The sequence below is a fragment of the Microbulbifer halophilus genome (assembly GCF_026183675.1).
Lineage (GTDB): Bacteria > Pseudomonadota > Gammaproteobacteria > Pseudomonadales > Cellvibrionaceae > Microbulbifer > Microbulbifer halophilus.
Window position 1 is genome coordinate 90,746 of sequence record NZ_JAPIVK010000016.1, and the last position, 17,078, is coordinate 107,823.

Consider the following 17,078-nt stretch of genomic DNA (forward strand, 5'->3'; position numbering starts at 1 on the left):
GGCCCTGCTACCGGGAGAAGTGTGCGGGACACGCTGTGAATACATCCCTGTACGCTCGTAATCGACATCCCTGTCTCATACGGTCCCGCACACTTCTCCCGGTAGCAGGGCCTTCTCTTCGTACCCCGGCATTCTTTTCCGACCTCCAAGAGAGAACAATTGCATTGTTTCCCCAAATGCCAATTTTCAAGGCGTCTGTTGATGGCGCACCCCGCACCGGCTCCCCGGTCTATCCTCCAATGCGTTAGCTGGCAGCGGCCCGCTCAGCTGACCACCGGCTCGAGCAATTTCAGGCTGCCGGCGTCGCCGTCGAGTTCCGCCATGCCCCCCACGGGTATCACCGTCTGGTCTTCCACATGGCCGATCATCAGGCCGCGTACCACCGGTACTTCCAGTCCGGCGCAGCGCTCCCGCAATACGTGTTCGATACTGAAGCTGTTGCCATCGACATCCGCCTCGGTGAATTTGCCGAAGGCGATCCCCGACACTTCGTCCAGCTTACCCGCCAGCCACAGCTGCGTCAGCATCCGGTCGACCCGGTAGGGCGCCTCCCCCACATCTTCCAGGAACAGCAGCTTGTCGCGAAAATCCGGCTCGAAGGGCGTGCCCAGCAGGCTGCACATCAGCGTCAGGTTGCCGCCGATCAGGCGGCCGCGCGCGCTGCCGCCGCGAAAACGGGTAATGCGGTTGTCGCGCTCCACCTGTCCAGGGCGCGTCTCGAACGGCGGCGGCGCGCCCAGGGGCACCGGCGATTGCCCCTCAACCAGTACCTTCTGGAATTCCGCCAGGGTGTAGTCGGTAAAATTCTGCGCGGCGATGGGCCCGTGGAAAGTGACCACACCGCTGCGCTGCACAATGGCATTCAGCAGCGCGGTGATATCGCTGTAGCCCATCAGCACCTTGGGGTTCTCGCGGATGGTGTCGTAATCGAGCATCGGCAGGATCCGGGGCGTACCGTAGCCGCCGCGCAGGCAGAAGACCGCATCGACACTATCGTCTGCGAACATGGCGTTGATATCCTGCGCCCGCGCAGCGTCCGGGCCGGCCAGGTACTGGTTGCGCCGGTAGAGATGCTCCCCCTCCTTCACGCGGAAGCCCAGGGATTTCACCACGTCGATGGCGAAGCGGATATCCTCGTTTTCCCAGACATTGCTGGCCGGGGTGACCAGCCCCACGGTCATGCCCCGCTCCAGGCGCCGCGGAAGCCGCAGCTCACCGGTGGACGGCGCGGCGCCGGCCGTCGGGGCCGCTGCCAGGCCGCCCAGCAACGGCACCGATACCAGGCCTTTGATCAGGGTGCGTCTGTTCATTGCTGTTCCTCACCTCTAACCCGCTCGAAGCGCAGGTCCTGAAAATCGTAACTGAAGTCGACACCCCGCGATTGCGGCTGCAGGGTCAGCACCAGCTTGTCCTCCGCATCCCGCTCGGCCATCAGCCAGGCGTCCGCCTCCAGGCTGCGATCGTCCCAGCGCAGGCTCCAGACACCCGGCGCCGCCCGCGCCAGGCTGCCCGCGAGCCTGGAGGATTTCAGCGATCGCCAGCGCAGCGTGTCCCCGCCGCCATCGATCTCGATGGGACCGAACCAGGGATCCCGGTAGCGCCCGGGCAAGGCGCTGTCGCCCACCGGCGACTCGACTTGCGGGTGCGGGTAACGCTCCGGCGCCGACGGCTCGGAGGCACCGCCGTAGAGGTCCTGGAAATACGCCAGCCAGTCCCTCGGCTCCGCGCCCAGGTAAGGTTTCAACAGACCGTATATCAGGGACTGCCGGGCCACACCGGCACTGCGGTTCATCAGCACCACCAGCGCCAGTTCCTCCTCCGGCACCAGTGCCGTCCAGGCGTACATGCCGGACAGGGAGCCGGTGTGGTGGATCACCCGCTTGCCGTGCATATCCTGTACCCGCCAGCCCAGCGCGTAGGCATAGAAGTGGCCCGCATCCCGCTCGGCCCGAGCGTCGGACAGGGGCATCAGCGTAACCGGCTTCCACAGGCGGTCGCGGGTCTGCTCGCTGAAAATTCTCTCGCCCTCGGGCGTCACACCGCCGGCCAGCAGGGTCCGCAGCCAGCGCAACATATCGCCGGCGCTGCAATGCATGCCACCGGCCGCCGCCAGCACGATCGGTTCATCGCCGGCGAGATTGGGGGTATCCACTACCAGCTGCCCGTCTTCGAGCCGGTGGGGATCGGCCAGATTGTCCCGCGCCGCCTCGGGCACTGGCCCGGCAGAACAGTGCTCCAGCTCCAGCTTTGCCAGCAACCGCTGCTGCACGAAGTCTTCGTAGGTCTGTCCGGAAACCGCTTCGATCAGTTCGCCGGCGATGATGTAGAGCAGGTTGTCGTAGGCGTAGTCGGCGCGGAATTTTTTGGTAATGGGCAGGTACTTGAGACCGGCGAGGACATCCTCGCGGGTGAATTGATTCGGCTGCGGCCACAGCATCAGGTCGCCGGCGCCGGCGCCGAGGCCGGAGCGGTGGGTGAGCAGGTCCTCCACGCGGAATTCCCGCGTGATCCAGGGATCGCCCATCTGGAACGCCGGCAGGTAGTCCACCACCCGACCGTCCCACTGCAGCTTGCCCTCTTCTACCAACAGCGCCAGCGCCGCGGTGGTAAACGCCTTGGTGGTGGAGGCGAGCTTGAACTGGGTCTGCGCATCCACCGGCCGCGGCCTGTCCACATTGGTGACGCCGAAACCGCGCAGCAGCACCGGTTCCCCGCGGTGCCAGATTCCCACGGCGGCGCCGGGCACCCGCTCCTCCTCCAGCACCCGCGCGACCAGGGATTCCGCATCCTCCCCCGCGGCGTCAGCGGGCCCGGAACAGGCGGCCAGCAACAGGGCCACCAATACGGCGAGAATTTGCGTTTGCACTCTACTGTCCCCCATAAAGCCTATGCCGGCCTGTTCATCCCGAAAAATCTACCGCCGGCAAACCCGCGACAGCCCCACTTGACGGCACCGGCCATTCAGAATAACTTATCAACCACAAAAAGGCATGTAAATATAAATTATTCCAGACGCCAGCAAGCGCTTCCGGAGACCGCCGTGCACCATCATCGACTGCCGCGAAAACTCGCCCTGCTTTTCTCCACCCTGTTTGCCCTTTCATCGGCCGCTGCAGACCGCCAGAGCGGCCTGTATGGCGTGCAGGATCTGGTGGATCAGGGGCACTACCGGCAGGCGCGCGCCAAAATCCGGCAATTGCTCGACAAATCGCAACCGGAGGAAACCCGCCACCGACTGCTATTCGAATCGGAGCGAATGCGGCGTATCGAAAAAGAGTTCACGCTCAGCGAAGACGATTTGAATACCGCCATTCGCCACTATATACCCGCCGCGACTGCCGACGAAATTAGCCGCTGGCACAGTGAGGGACTGCTCGAATACAAGGTGATCGATGGCGAGCGCCGCTATTTTGACAAGGCAGCTTACAACCTGCTGCACATTTCCGATGCGGCGGCCCGACGCAGTGAGGTTTTCCGGCATTTTTCCGAAGGTGCCCCGCTCTACGGCATTCATTCCCATCACCGCGAAATCATCCGGTCCGCGGCGCCGGTAAAAAGGCGGATTCGGGTCGATTACACCCTGTCCGTGAAGAAAGACGCGATCCCGCCCGGTGAAACCGTCCGCGCCTGGCTGCCCTTTCCACAGGAACTGCCCGGACTGCAGGAGAATATCAAACTGCTGGCCAGCTCTCCGGCTGACTTCGAACTGGCCCCGCGGGGAACACCGCAGCGGACCATCCATTTCCAGAAAGAGGCTCGCGCGGACAGCGCCACCGAGTTCAGGGTCAGTTACAGTTTCGACAGCATCGCCCGGTTTACACCCATCGATCCACACAAGGTGGAGCCACTGCCGGCCGACTCAGGGCAGGCCCCGTTTCTCGGGGAGCGCCCGCCGCATATTCGCTTCACACCGGAGCTGCGCACCCTGTCGAAGCGCATCGTCGGCAACGAGGGCAATCCCTACCGCATTGCGCAAAAACTGTTTGCGTATGTGGGCCGTATTCCCTGGGCCGGCGCGCGCGAATACTCCACTATTCGCAATATCAGTCAGTATGCCGCCGACGCCGGCCACGCCGACTGCGGCCAGAAAACACTGCTGCTGATGACACTGATGCGCCTGAACGGCATACCGGCCCGCTGGCAGTCCGGCTGGGAATTCTCGCCCGGAAGCTTCGACACCATGCACGACTGGGGGGAACTTTATCTCGCTCCCTACGGGTGGCTGCCGATGGATGTCACCCACGGCAAGCTGGCCGGCAATACAGAGCGGGAAACCTGGTTCTATCTCGGCGGCCTAGACGCCTACAGGCTGGTATTCAATACCGATTACGGTCGGCCTTTCGTGCCCGCCAAGCGGCATTTTCGTTCGGAGACAGTGGACTCCCAGCGCGGGGAAGTCGAGTGGCGCGGCGGCAACCTGTATTTCGACCAGTGGGACTACCAGCTCGACTGGCAACTGGTGGAAGAGAACTGAGGCGCGGCAGAGAAGGGAAATTGGCAACCGCGCCGGAAATCACTGATCCGCGATCAGGAGACCAGCGATTAGGATTTTGGCTAAGCGTGGAAGTGCTCAGGATTCATATTTCCGATTTCACGAATCACAATCCACTAGCGCCAAGAACCTTTCTTTAGAATTACGTTCAGCAGCTTTATAGATACTTGGATACCTATGTTTGACAAAACCTAAACACATTTTTCCATATATACTTTCAACTGTTTCAGAATCTGCATGAAGTGCCACAGTATATATAAAAAACTTATCTGTCACATTATATATCTTGGCGACTCTTGAAAAACCACCTAGACAAGGAAAATCATTAACAAACACAGAGTTTTCAAGCATATAAGTAGTATATGCTTTTTCTAGACTAGACTTTGGCTCCCATCCATCATCCAACAATTGGCAGAATCGCTCCCAATCGCCAAAATCACCAAACTTGGCTTTATCATTCCAATCACGAGCCAAATCGCTAACTAGAGCCTTCTGGCGCTTTGAATACTCTTCGGAAATACTATCCTCAGCATAAACGCATCCGACTTGAGAAAAGATCCAAAGAATTATCGAAAAATAAAAATAATCACTCATAACCATTTACTCTAACTACAGAGTCATCTTGAAATACAATGTACCCTCACATGCTCCTTCCGGACATGCAATAAAAGTACTAACGGAAAACTTGCTGCTATTATAAACACGCTCCACAGCTACAGCTCCAAGAGCCTTTGCCCAGTTTCCTTTACTGGCTACCAGTTTTTTCCCTATTTCTAAAGGAACAACTGCTAAATCTTGCATATCTGCAGATACTTCAGCAGACAGAGCTTTTGTACCAACTCCTTGAAGTGAAACTCCAGCTTTTATTTTCTCCAGATTGCTATTGGAATCAACCAGCAGCTCGTCCCATACAGATTGATCCTTATTTCTAATCCTTTTTGCAATATCAACTGCATGTTCTCTTAGAGCTTCCACTGCTTCGGCACGTTCTTGAGGAGTAAGCTCGTGCTTTTTCTGAGAGGCCTCGTAATTTCTCTGCTCACTCATTTCATTATTTAGAGCTTGGCTAAATGCTCCAGTCGCCGCCCCATTTGCAAACTTACCACCCGATACTTTCGAAGCCGTACCGCCAATCACCGAACCAATCGCAACACGCCCCATACTGAATCCTTCTCCACCAATATGATTCGAGTTGTTGAAACTGGTTCCCAAGGCCGTTAATCCCGCCGCTGCAAAGCCATGACCAAACTTGCCGCCCTGCAGTTCGGACATGACACCACCGGCAAGGCCATGCAAGCCCAGCTTGAGTGCAAAACCCTCTCCGCTCAGCCCCGCGGCAAAACTTCCCTCAAAACCGCCACTTAAATACTCTCCGATACCAGCAAAAGCAGCCGCGGAAACACCGGCTATAAGCCCTCCCTGAAGCGCCTGGCTAGCGGTCGCACCTTGAGCTAGGGCGTCCATAAACCCTGCAGCAGCCATTATCCCCCCGGCTACGTACCATACCACCGTCGTTTCTGCCGCAGCCAATGCGATGGTCGCAATCAGCGTGAATCCAACAAAGTATCCGCTCGGATCCGTTGCATTCAGTGGATTGTTCCACACATAGGCGTAGCGGTTGTGGGACTGGCTATAGCCGGGCTCCTGTACGAACGGGTCCGCCTGCAGGAACTTGGCCAGTCGCGGATCGTAGATCCGCCCGTTCATATGGATCAAGCCGACCTGATCCAGCATCTCGTGGCCAGTGAAGCCGCGGGTGGTGATACTGGCGTCGAAGCCAACTAGCGCCCCACTCAGCAGCTCACTCCAGTCCAGCGCATTACGGCGCTGCCCCCAGGCGTCAAAACTGAATACCAGTTGCCGATTATTGTCGTCCCTGGCGATCTGGCCATCACCATTTGTTATGACATCCAGCGAGCCCAGATGATCCTTGTGCAGGTATTGGCTTTCCCTCTCCCCTCCGGAGACGGTCACCAATGCTCCGCCGGGCAGGTAGCGCTTGATTTCAGTCACACCATTCCTGGTCACTTTTTCGACACTGCCGATATAGCGGGTCTCGGTGACTTGCCCATTACCGTCCGTATCTATCCTGAGATAGCGTTTGCGATCCGGGCCGTACTGGAATTCCGTCTTGTGGCCATCCTTGCTGATCTCTGACGGCTTGTCGAAAGTCGTGTATTTTAGCGACCTACCGCTGGAATCGCTGACCATGTTTCCGTTGGCGTCATATTCGTAACTGACGCCGTCAGAGGTCTCGCAGACGGCGTGAGGACCTGCAGCCTCCCGGCAATCGCTGCCATAGTAGTAATCGCCGACATCCGATTTATGGATGATGTTGCCGAGACCGTCATACTTAACGGACTGAGTTTCGCGCCCACTGACTGTGGCACTTTCCAAACGGTTCAGGTCATCGTAGGTGAAGTCCTCCTGCAGCTTCTTATCACCACTGTTATCTTCCCGGTATTCCAGGTTACCCAAGTCATCCCAGTGGTAAGCCAAAGACTGGATCTCCGCGGCACCCAATACGTGAGCACTCTGTCCGAGCAGGCGACCCGTGGCTGGGTCGTAGGTCTTCTCAGTAGTGACGCCATTGCCATTCACGTATTTAGTGACATTCCCTCGCGCATCCATATTCAGGACGGTATAGAACTGCTCTCCACTCGCAAGGTTGACTTGCTCGGCGTCTATCACCTGCTCCAGGTAACCGAACTTGTATTCATACTGGACAGCACTGCTTTCCCAGCTGCCATCGCCTCCGGCATCGAATACCTGGAATGGACGACTGTAGTCGTCGTAGTTGGTCAACTCATAGTGATCGTCACCGTCGCTGAGACTCGTGACCGTTTCGGTTGGACGGCCATAGCTGTCGTAGCTATGTAACTTGATAAAGCCGGATTCGAGTTCCATGACTTCGCGAAGCGCACCGGGCGGCGTGCCGTAGGCATCGGCCACAGCTTCATTGTTATAACCCCAAAGCGTCGTCTCCACGGTATTGCCGGACTCGTCGACATCTATGCGTTCCTCCAACCGCCCGAGTCTGTCGTAGTTATTGATTACTCGCTGCTCTTTTGCGTCGATCTGTTCAACAAGGTCTCCATAGGCGTTGTACTTGTAATGCCACTCGCCCTTGTCCGGGTCGGACATGTATATCTTCCGGCCACGGAGATCGTAATCCATCTCCGTGCGAAGATTGCGACTACCATCACCCTTGTTAATCACAAAGCGCAGATTACCTTGAGCATCGTGCTTGAACTCCTGAATATTGCCCAGGTTATCCCGAACCCTGATCTTCTCGTCCACGGCATTCTTGACTTCGCGATGTACCTGTCCCGCGGGATTCGTCGTGATGCTCGCGTAGCCGTCGTACTGAACAGCAATATCGAAATCGGTCCCGTTTGTTCCGTCAACACCGGGCAGGTCAGTGCCAATTACGCGGCCCATTCGATCATAGTATTGAGTTTGCCAGTAGTTGCTCCCCCCAGCCTTATAGGGCTCAGACTTGTGCTTGATTTTCCCCCGGCTGTCATATTCTGTATCGACGTAGTTCCAGCCACCGTCGAACGCAAGAGTGGCAACGCGCACCTCCCGTGCCAGGCTGTCGAAGCAGGTTATAACCTCACTACCACCGCCTTTGCGTTCCGTTCGCTGATAGATGGCTCCCGATGGACACTGACTGCCGGCAGAGCCAAACAGGCCAATTTTGTGTGCGCCGGTGGCACTGTATTCCAACACCTGGCGCCCAAAAGGGTCATAGGAAAAAGTGGTCTGAACGCCAGCAATATCCTCAACTAGAGTCGGTTGGCCGTAGTTGTCGCGTTCCAACACACGGCTCGTGGTTTGCCCATAGCTGTTCTCTTCCCGCTCTATGAAGCGTCCGGTCACATCGTAGATCCAGCGTTGCAGACGCGTTTCTTCATTGGCAGCCGATTGTTCGGCCAATACTTTGTTCCCGAAACGGTCGTACTCATAGCGAGTGGCAAGGCGCAGCCGCTCATCCCCAGGTTCAACGATCTCCTCTTTAAGTAGGCCGGCCTCGTTACCGTTATCATAATAGGAGAAGCCACTTTTTCGGATTGCGGAATCGCTCTCGCCACCCTCCGTTCGCCTGTGAGTGACTGTCGTTGACAGGATTCGCCCCAGTTCCGGGTAGCCATTGAAGCCATGTTCCGGATTGTTGAAGGTTACACTTCTAGCGCCACCGCCAACTACGTATTCGTTGACAGTTTCCGTCTCGAAGGTATCGCCGTTGGCTGCTTCTGTGGTAACGACGATGCTGGTCGGGTTGCCGTGCGCATCCTGCTCAGTCGTCGTCGTCACTGTCTTGAGCAGGTCCCCCTCGCGTTGTCCATTGCTCTCAAGCTCGTAGGCTTTCTCGACACTCTCAGCGATATAAGGTTTCAGCGGGCCCAAAGCGGCAGTGCCCTCTTGCACAGAATCGGGCCAGGTGGACTTCCATCCTTGTAGCTGCCAGGTATTCTCCGCTTCACTGAGCAGCATGCCATCCTGAGACCGGACCTCAGTGCGCAACGGCCGACCCTGGAAAGGGTAATCCTGGCGATAGCTGGTGGTTGTCTCTATACCACTCTGCTCATCGACGGTACGAATTTCATGGAATCCCAGAAGGCCTCGACCACCGGCCTGCAGCAAAGCGCGACCGTAAAAGTAGCTGATAGCACTTCGGGCATCGTAGTCTACATCGCCAGGCTCGTCATTGGCGGCAGGAGCGCTGCTCTCTACGCGAGTTACCAGGAATTGAGCGCCCAGCTGCTCTAGTACGGGCCCGGTTTTCCCTAGGCTGTGGCTGCCGCTCCAATTGCGGTTGAGTTCCGTGTAAAAAGCGTGGCCATCCTCCATCTGATATTGCTGGCACCAATTCTCTGTTCCTGTGCTGAAGGTGTTCGCATCCTCGGTCTGCCAGCAGCCATCTCCACCGACTCCTTGAATTCCCAGGCGGGCGTAATGACCGGAGGACACCGTGGAATCATATTCAATACGGGTCTCGGCACCGAGGCCATTGGTGATCCCCTCGATTACGTTAGGCGCCACCCTGCGATCAGGTGAATGGTAGATGTAGAGGGTATCGTTATGGAACTCCAGATAGTCGGTCGAACCATCTCCATTCATATCGACGAAAATATCCTGACCACCTTTACGGGTTTTCTTCAGTGTCAGGGCAATTTCTTCGGAGGAAAATTCCTGTGAGTGACTCTGCCAACGCCGGACCATCACCCTATCATATACACCATTTTCATCTTCTCTGCGCCAGGCGAGATCGGCATCACCATCGCCTTCGTAGTCGAACCAATTGAAATGTACATCTTCCGGAAAGTCTCCAAGCGGCACATGAGGAGCAAAGCCCATACCAGTGCTCAGCTTATAGCGATAGCTATCGTCATTTGCCAGCAGCAGATCTGCCAAGCCATCGCTATTGATGTCCGAAGACAACAACTTTTGTTCAAGATCGCGGTGACGATCATACGGGCTGGCATCCGTCTCACGGTTCTTGCCGTCGAAACCCTCCGCTTGAACAAAATCAAGCAACTTCTCGCCTGCAACGAGCCTATCTCCTTCCACTTTGACGACATAGGCACGGGTGTGCTGTTCACCGAGTTCGAGTCCCAGGCCTACCTGCTCCCAAACCTGCTTGGTATCCATCAGTACCAGATCTATCCGTCCATCACCGTCGAAATCGCCTGCAATATCCGGGTTAAGGTATTGAGAAACCGATTCATAGGTTTCGTCAATCTCTCCCCAAGATTCCAGTCCTTCGATCTGCCATGTGTGCTCCTCACCAAAATGGTAGATATCCGATTGATTTTCCGGCTGGTCAATATCCCTCTTCAACAGGCGATAGCCATCGGAATAGACGGCGTCTGCCAGTCCGTCGCTATTAATATCGACGAACCGCGTATTCTCATCGGTAATTGGCGTATCGTCTCCATCTCCGCCAAAAGGATAGGTAAAGAACCAATCATCCGTACCTACACTAGAGCGGAATATCTTCCATCGTTCTTCCCCTTTTATGTAGACAGCCAAATCCGCTCGGCCGTCGGCATTGTGGTCCAGCATCTCCCAACGATAGGGGTTGCGGACATTGGCACCATCCTGAAATGCCACTTCTTCAGGGCCAAATCCATCATCTGTGGCCAGAACATACTTCCAGATCTGGAACGCAATCTTTCCGGAACCATCTTCATACCAATCCGGTTCCTGCCAGATCAGGTCCAGGCGTCCATCTCCGTTGATGTCCACCGGACGGGGCGAGATGGCGGCCCGGTCTCTCTGGCTGCTTAGTTGCACCGACGTTGTGTAGTCCGGCGTGAAATGGATAGCCGGTAGCCGCCACTCAAATATCGTATCCGGCCGACATTCCCCACCGGCGCACTCTCGGATCCGCTCTATACGGCTGAGGTAGTCGTGGTCACTTTCCAGATAGTCGAATTCATAGCGACGCAGTAACATATTATTGTCGCCATGCACCTCGATCTCCGTCATGCGTTTGTCAGTAGCCAGGAGTGCACCGGCAAGGTAACCGCGAACCTTGTCGGTACGGCCTTCATAGTCAAAGGCCACCTTCGCACCCGGAGTGTTACCATCGCCATAAGCGTATCTGATCTCTCTGATGCGATGGCCGCCGTTCTTCGCATATACGAACTCGATGCCGTTACCCGCACTATCTTCGTAGCGGCTGACCGCCCAGTTGAGAGTACCGCTGCCAGCAACTGTCTGGCGGGACTTGTTGCCGCGGCCGTAGTAGCTGATGGAGCCATCCTTGCGTTCCACGGTGAAGTACCCGGGTTTGCCCGCAGTTCCACCGCGGGCTGTTACCAGCAGATAACTGTCGACTTCCGTTCGATACTGGCTGCCGGGATCACCGTAATTGCCACCGCCCACCAGCAATAGCCTCTGGCCGTCGAGACAGAAACGATCATCCGCACCCCAGGTGATGGGCGCACTTTCCCCGTCCTGTCCCAGGGTCTTGCGACAGCGGGAAATTGCAGAGAGGCCTTTCAGGTTCCACCCCTGACCTAATATACCGTTGCCACCCTGGCTGGAATATTCAAGCGCCAGATCGGGAGCTACCCCGCCGGTACCAACAGGCAAACTCAGAGGGATCGAGTAAGTCGCGGCTCCGGCCTCGTTCACGCGGAATTCACCCGGTAGGGAACCGGTTTCCGAGGACATTTTTAATTCAAGCGGATCCAGATAGGGAGCATCGGCGGGCGCTGGCGGTTCATCTCCTATACCGTTGTAGCAGCCTGCGGCGCAGGGACTTGTCTTGCCCTCAAAAGCCTCCTCATTGGTAGTGTCATCCCCGTCCGGGTCCGCCTCACCGTCATAGTCGGTATGGCTGAAGTAGAGTATTTCCCACCAATCGGGCAGGCCATCCGCATCGCAATCCCTTGTATACTCCTTGCCCTCGTCACGCTCGGTTACAGCCCAGCTGTAGTCCTGGTCGTAAAGATAATCGAAACCGTGGCCAAGCAAGGCGCTGGTTGCAGCGGTGTACTCCAACGACTGGGTAAAGAGTACCGCTATCTGTGCGCGGGAGTAGTCACTCTGCAACATGTCCAGCAACATAGCACGACTATAGGCTACACCTCCCCATGTCAGCTGCAGCTGGTCCTGACCGGGAAGCATCCGTTCATAAAGCGCATCGATGAAAGCACCATTTCCCTGATTAGGAGAGAAGTTGGTGCGGCCGGTATCCGATTCCAGGAAGGCCTCGGCAATATCGACTTTGCTAGACCCGCCGATCAGCTGATAGGTCCAGAAAGTCAGAACTTTCTTGCTGAACGGCAGAGGCGGCTGCAGCAAACCGCGATACAACCGCGCAATCGACAGAAATTCGGATTTCTGGGATGGGCCCGGCTGCCATTCGCCGATTTCTTTCCAGATCAGCGAATCGTCGACACTCTCCCATACCAGCTTGCCCGGCCCCTCAACACCTCGGGGAATAGCGTATACCTGACTGTCCTCCACGGTGGTGAAGTAGAGTGTGTTGTCTCCGGCCAGTACGGGTGATTTCGCAATACCGCCGTTGGCGGGGAAGGTCCATTTCACACTGCCGTTCGGCGCATTAACGGCATAGAGAACACCGTCCATCGAGCCAAAATAGAGCACGCGGTCTTCATCCAGTACGGCAGATGAAACGATCTCGCCGCCAGTTTCCAGGCGCCACTTTTGAATAGCATCCGGCGTAACCGCATAGAGGCTGTGATCCAGAGAACCGACATAGACTGTGCCATCTACCCCGTCGACACGCGGGCTCGCCTTGATGACGCCACCAGCGGTAAACGGCCAGGCAGGTTTGACACTGCCGTCGTTGGCATCGAGTGCGTATAACTTTTCGCCGGCGCCAACGTAGAGAGTGCCATCTGAAGCGAGCGCCGGTGCGGACTGGGTTTCACCGATAATCTCGGTCGCGCGGTTTCCGTAGACCGTAATACCACCTCTAGCGCCGTTGGGGTTTACTACCGTCGCCCGCACACCCAGTTCAAACAGGGCATCGTAAAGTTCGCCGTCCAGCTGAATCGGGATCTGCATTTCAGTAGACGAAAGAAGATCGAAGTCGCCCGTTGAGAAAGTCTGCTTCACGCTGGGGTCGTGTACCGCCGTCAGAGTCAACGAAGTATTCGGGTCGAATCCATGGCCTGACAGGCTTATACATGTTCCATCACAGGCTAAAGCTGCGGCAAGTAACCGAGGCGGCAGTACAGTGATAGTCAAGACTTCACTGGACTCGCTGCAGTCGAACGCGTTGCACGCCTTCACGTAGTAACTGTAGGTTCCCGGTTCCTTTGACGGGATCAGGAAGCGTGTATTTGAATCATTGGGCTCAAGGTTCTCCCAATTATTGGACGACTCAGGCCCTCCGACCTTTTCCCACAGTTCATAGTAATCCGGTAATGGACCTTCCTCGATCGATTTCCACTCAAGCCTATATTCTCCGGTGAGCGCCTCAGACTGGGGCACCGCTGTAGCCGATAGATCCTCAGGGGATTTTGGTGCCTCCTTGACGACGTCTATGGCAATTTCATCACTCGGATCGCTGCAACCCGCTCTGTTACAAGCATAGGCCAGATAGCGGTAGCTCCCCGCAGCCTGATTCGGAAAGTACTGACCGGGAACTTCTTCATCGGCCAGCTCAACCGGCTGGAAATCCTCGTCTATGCCGACGCGCAACTGCTCCAGCGCGTAAGTATCCGCGTTGGTCTCCGTCTCCCATTCCACAGTGTAGTTGCCGGTAGTGTTGTCAGGAACGGGCCGTGAAGATCCATCAATGTTTAAGCCAGCCGGCGGGTCAGGTCGCTCGAGCGCCACGACCGTAACGGGGTATTCTCTTGAAGGATGGTCAAGCCCCTCGTTATCGGTAACCCTAACTTTAAGCTGGAAAGATCCCGCGTCTTCGGGTGTCCACGGTATTTGGTAAGGTGCAGTGTCGTCCACTCCCAGCGTGGCATCATCCAGCAGAAATTCCACAGAGGATACGCTGCCGTCGCTGTCTGAAGCTTCCGCAGTCAGCGTGACACTCTCATACTGATCGACACTGTCCGGGGGAGACGTCAACCAGCCAGAAGGTGCCGCATTCGCTAGAACATCGACTTTTGCTTCAGAGGAAAGAGCTACAGCCCCCAGATTATCTTTCGCTTCGGCCCAGATTTTAATTCCCTCTCCCTGAGGGCTAGATGTCCAGTTTGACCGAAAACAACCGCTGCACCTCCCGTTATCCGGCGTCGCCTTCCCGAGAGAGTACCTTCCACTGTCTGAACCATTATCCCGATAAAAATAAACACTTCGTATGCCATTGAGGTCAGTTGCCTTAACATACATAGTCGGCAATTCATCAGGACGAAATGTTCCGCCGTGAGGAGACTCTATCCAGGCTATGCTTGGCTCCTCATTTTTAAGAACCTTTACGGCAGCATGAGTCCAGCCGTTGCTACACTGGAGGTTATTGCAGGCTTTCAACCGATAGAAATACGTATGCCCCCTGGATTTCTTGGGCGGGGTATAGGATGTAGCATCTTTCTTTGCCAAAGTTACATTCTTGAAGGTTCCCGTAGAATCTACTTTCTCCTGAAGCTTAAACTTGGTGGTCGTTGATGGCCTATTCCAACTGATGGAATAGCGACCATCTGCCGCATCTTTTTCACTCGGAATGGGTGTATCGAATTTCGGCTTTTCTATAGGTTTTGAGACCACGACAGAATCACTATGAGTACTCTGACATTGCCAGCCATAGCTCATAGTTTCCATGAAAAGCGGGTCCGGGCATATGGGGTCACCCGGCCAGCAAGGGCCTGGATCCGGGTCCGGATCAGGGGGTGGAGCATCATAGGTGCAGTACTGGAACCGCCAATTTCCAGTCTGCCCTACAGTATACGGGTAATAACCATCTGCCAGATGCTCTTTAACAGGAACATAATTCAATAACGTAGAGTGAGAAATCCTTTCGACATGTTCTCCGTTTCGGTAAACCTCTACCTTGTAACTTGCTCCAGGAGGGCCATAGTGAGAAAATTTGATATCAAAGCGCCCAGTGGAGCTTCGACTTGGAACATCAATCACACCATTTCCATCGGCACTACTGCAGATTGCCGGCATTCCAAATATGAATATCAGAAAAACACTTCTGATCACAGTAGTTTTAAAGGAAGAAATCAAACTCATTCTGTTCTTCTTTATTGGATTTGAAGCTTCCCGGCCATACGCCTTCATCATAAGCAGCGCCAAGCCGGAACAATGCTGAAAAGGAAAAACTCTGGATCTTTATAAGTGATCACGTCGTGGCGGATACTTATTTATCGACTCCCCCTCTATTGGGAAGCTGGACGTATATCCTTTTGCCAGATTACCGTTGATGACTTAGGTTTTGTTATGCCGGCCCCCGTCGTCGACATTGTCTGTGGGAGCTGAGGTATTTCTAGGGCAAATACCTGGTGATTATTGGTGTGAACATAGAGGACTGTGCCATCCTCGCTAATGGTGGGCGCAGCACTGACGGTTTCACCTTCCGGCAGCTCATGGCGCCATTGCACGCTTCCGTCTGCCAAACTGAGACCAAGAACGGTCCCATCGTAGCCAGCCACGTAGAGACGGGAGGCATCTGCATTCAGCACCGGACTCGCAATCACCCCGCTGGCAGTATGCACCTTCCAAGACAGAGATTTGTCGGCCTTCAAGGCGAGCACTCGTCCCCCGTCAGCATCATTTGTACCTACAAAAATCCTGCTATCGGCCACTGCTGCTTGATTCATGGCTATGCCGGCATTTCCCAACGTCCAGTCCAGGGAGCCATCCGGGAAAAACCGATAGTAGTTACCATCGAAGGCCCCAAGATATACCGCGCCATCACCCGCAACTGTCAGGGATGCACCAATGGGTTCGGGAACTTGATCGATAGGTGAGACTCCCCAAAGATTCTCCGGCTGCTTGGAGTGGACTTTCACCTGGACCTGCGCACTTGCATTGCCCCCAGGTCCCTCCGCCGTCAGGGAGTAGGTAGTATTTATTCTGGGCGAGACTTGCGCCGCCCCTACAGACGACAGGGCGACAAGCCGGGTTTCGTTGGCGTCATTGGTCAGCGTTACCGAACTCGCCCCCTGAATCGACCAACTAAGACCTACACTGTCACCCACTCTCACAACCTGCTCGGGTAGTGCAGAGAACGCTTGAATTTCAACCTGCGGAAAGCTGCTCGCATCTGCGGGATCGCTTCCCGCAGCGACCTCCTCTGCATCACTAATGCCATCACCATCGCTATCAAGCTGCGAGAGCGCACACCCTGCCCCATCAACAGACTCCTGCAGTGGCGTACTTGCACATGAGTCTTCATGATTGGGTATCCCATCCTCATCGCTGTCCACAGCAACGACAACTGCTGCTTGAGCAATAATTATCTCCCCACTCAAAAGCTCCGCATTAATTGTCCGCCAACCATCGGATAGCTCTTCTTTAAGAGGACAGTGGGCAACCCCGCTCTCTACACCCAAGTTACAAATGGAAGAATCTTGCCCATCGACATTGATCGTAAGCTTCTCCGATCCAGATCCCGAACCTGAAAAATTGCGCAATCTCAAGCGCACAGCCGGATCTCGCTGACTGACAAGAGCCCCCTCCGCGGGAGACTCAAAAAAGAGCTCAGTCTCGATCTGGGCAAATGCCGGGAAAGAAAGACAAAGTAGCAGCAAGGAAGTCGCTGGCAGCATGAACGATAGATTCATAGCTACCGCCCTTGCGCCGCCGGCAAAGCGAGCAACAAACGATATTGCCATCTTTTTTATTCTCAAACCTGATTAAAGAGCACTAAAAACAACCAACCTGAATACAACTTAAACAAGCACAGTATTATTTAGTACCTTAAAAGGTGATCAGAAGATCAACCTTCAAACTAAACTGTCAAAATGTCATGTACATGATTTTGGATCAATATAGATAATACAAACTTTAGATACTAACTATGCTATTAGAAATATTTTTATTATACGCACTATTTTTAATATCTTTACTGTCAGCAAGCATATCTACTCACTCCCTTTCGTAAGCGATCAGCCTTCCCCACCCTCGGCCTGGGCCCGCTTTT

6 protein-coding genes are annotated in these 17,078 nt (G+C 55.3%); 1 reads left to right on the top strand and 5 read right to left on the bottom strand.

The window, feature by feature from the left end; all coding sequences use genetic code 11:
• Positions 1 to 263 precede the first annotated feature (263 nt).
• Complete coding sequence (locus OQE62_RS10385; RefSeq protein WP_265721963.1) at positions 264 to 1,310, bottom strand: S66 peptidase family protein; 1,047 nt, start codon at positions 1,308 to 1,310, stop codon at positions 264 to 266.
• The gene (locus OQE62_RS10390) at positions 1,307 to 2,866 is read right to left on the bottom strand and encodes a serine hydrolase (protein ID WP_265721964.1); all 1,560 of its coding nucleotides are present in this window, start codon (positions 2,864 to 2,866) and stop codon (positions 1,307 to 1,309) included. The genes OQE62_RS10385 and OQE62_RS10390 overlap by 4 nt, the downstream gene beginning before the upstream one ends.
• 174 nt (positions 2,867 to 3,040) lie before the next feature.
• Between OQE62_RS10390 and OQE62_RS10395 the strand changes: the two genes are divergently transcribed.
• Positions 3,041 to 4,474, top strand: coding sequence for a transglutaminase-like domain-containing protein (locus OQE62_RS10395; RefSeq protein ID WP_265721965.1), 1,434 nt, complete (start codon positions 3,041 to 3,043; stop codon positions 4,472 to 4,474).
• Between the two features lie 117 nt (positions 4,475 to 4,591).
• On the opposite strand, the gene OQE62_RS10400 is transcribed toward OQE62_RS10395, so the two are convergent.
• The 3 genes from OQE62_RS10400 to OQE62_RS10410 all read right to left on the bottom strand — a co-directional run bounded on the left by OQE62_RS10400 (position 4,592) and on the right by OQE62_RS10410 (position 16,770).
• Complete coding sequence (locus OQE62_RS10400; protein WP_265721966.1) at positions 4,592 to 5,086, bottom strand: hypothetical protein; 495 nt, start codon at positions 5,084 to 5,086, stop codon at positions 4,592 to 4,594.
• A gap of 15 nt (positions 5,087 to 5,101) precedes the next feature.
• Positions 5,102 to 15,217, bottom strand: coding sequence for an Ig-like domain-containing protein (locus OQE62_RS10405; protein WP_265721967.1), 10,116 nt, complete (start codon positions 15,215 to 15,217; stop codon positions 5,102 to 5,104).
• A gap of 95 nt (positions 15,218 to 15,312) precedes the next feature.
• Positions 15,313 to 16,770, bottom strand: a complete 1,458-nt coding sequence (locus OQE62_RS10410) for an outer membrane protein assembly factor BamB family protein (RefSeq protein ID WP_265721968.1) — start codon at positions 16,768 to 16,770, stop codon at positions 15,313 to 15,315.
• Positions 16,771 to 17,078 lie beyond the last annotated feature (308 nt).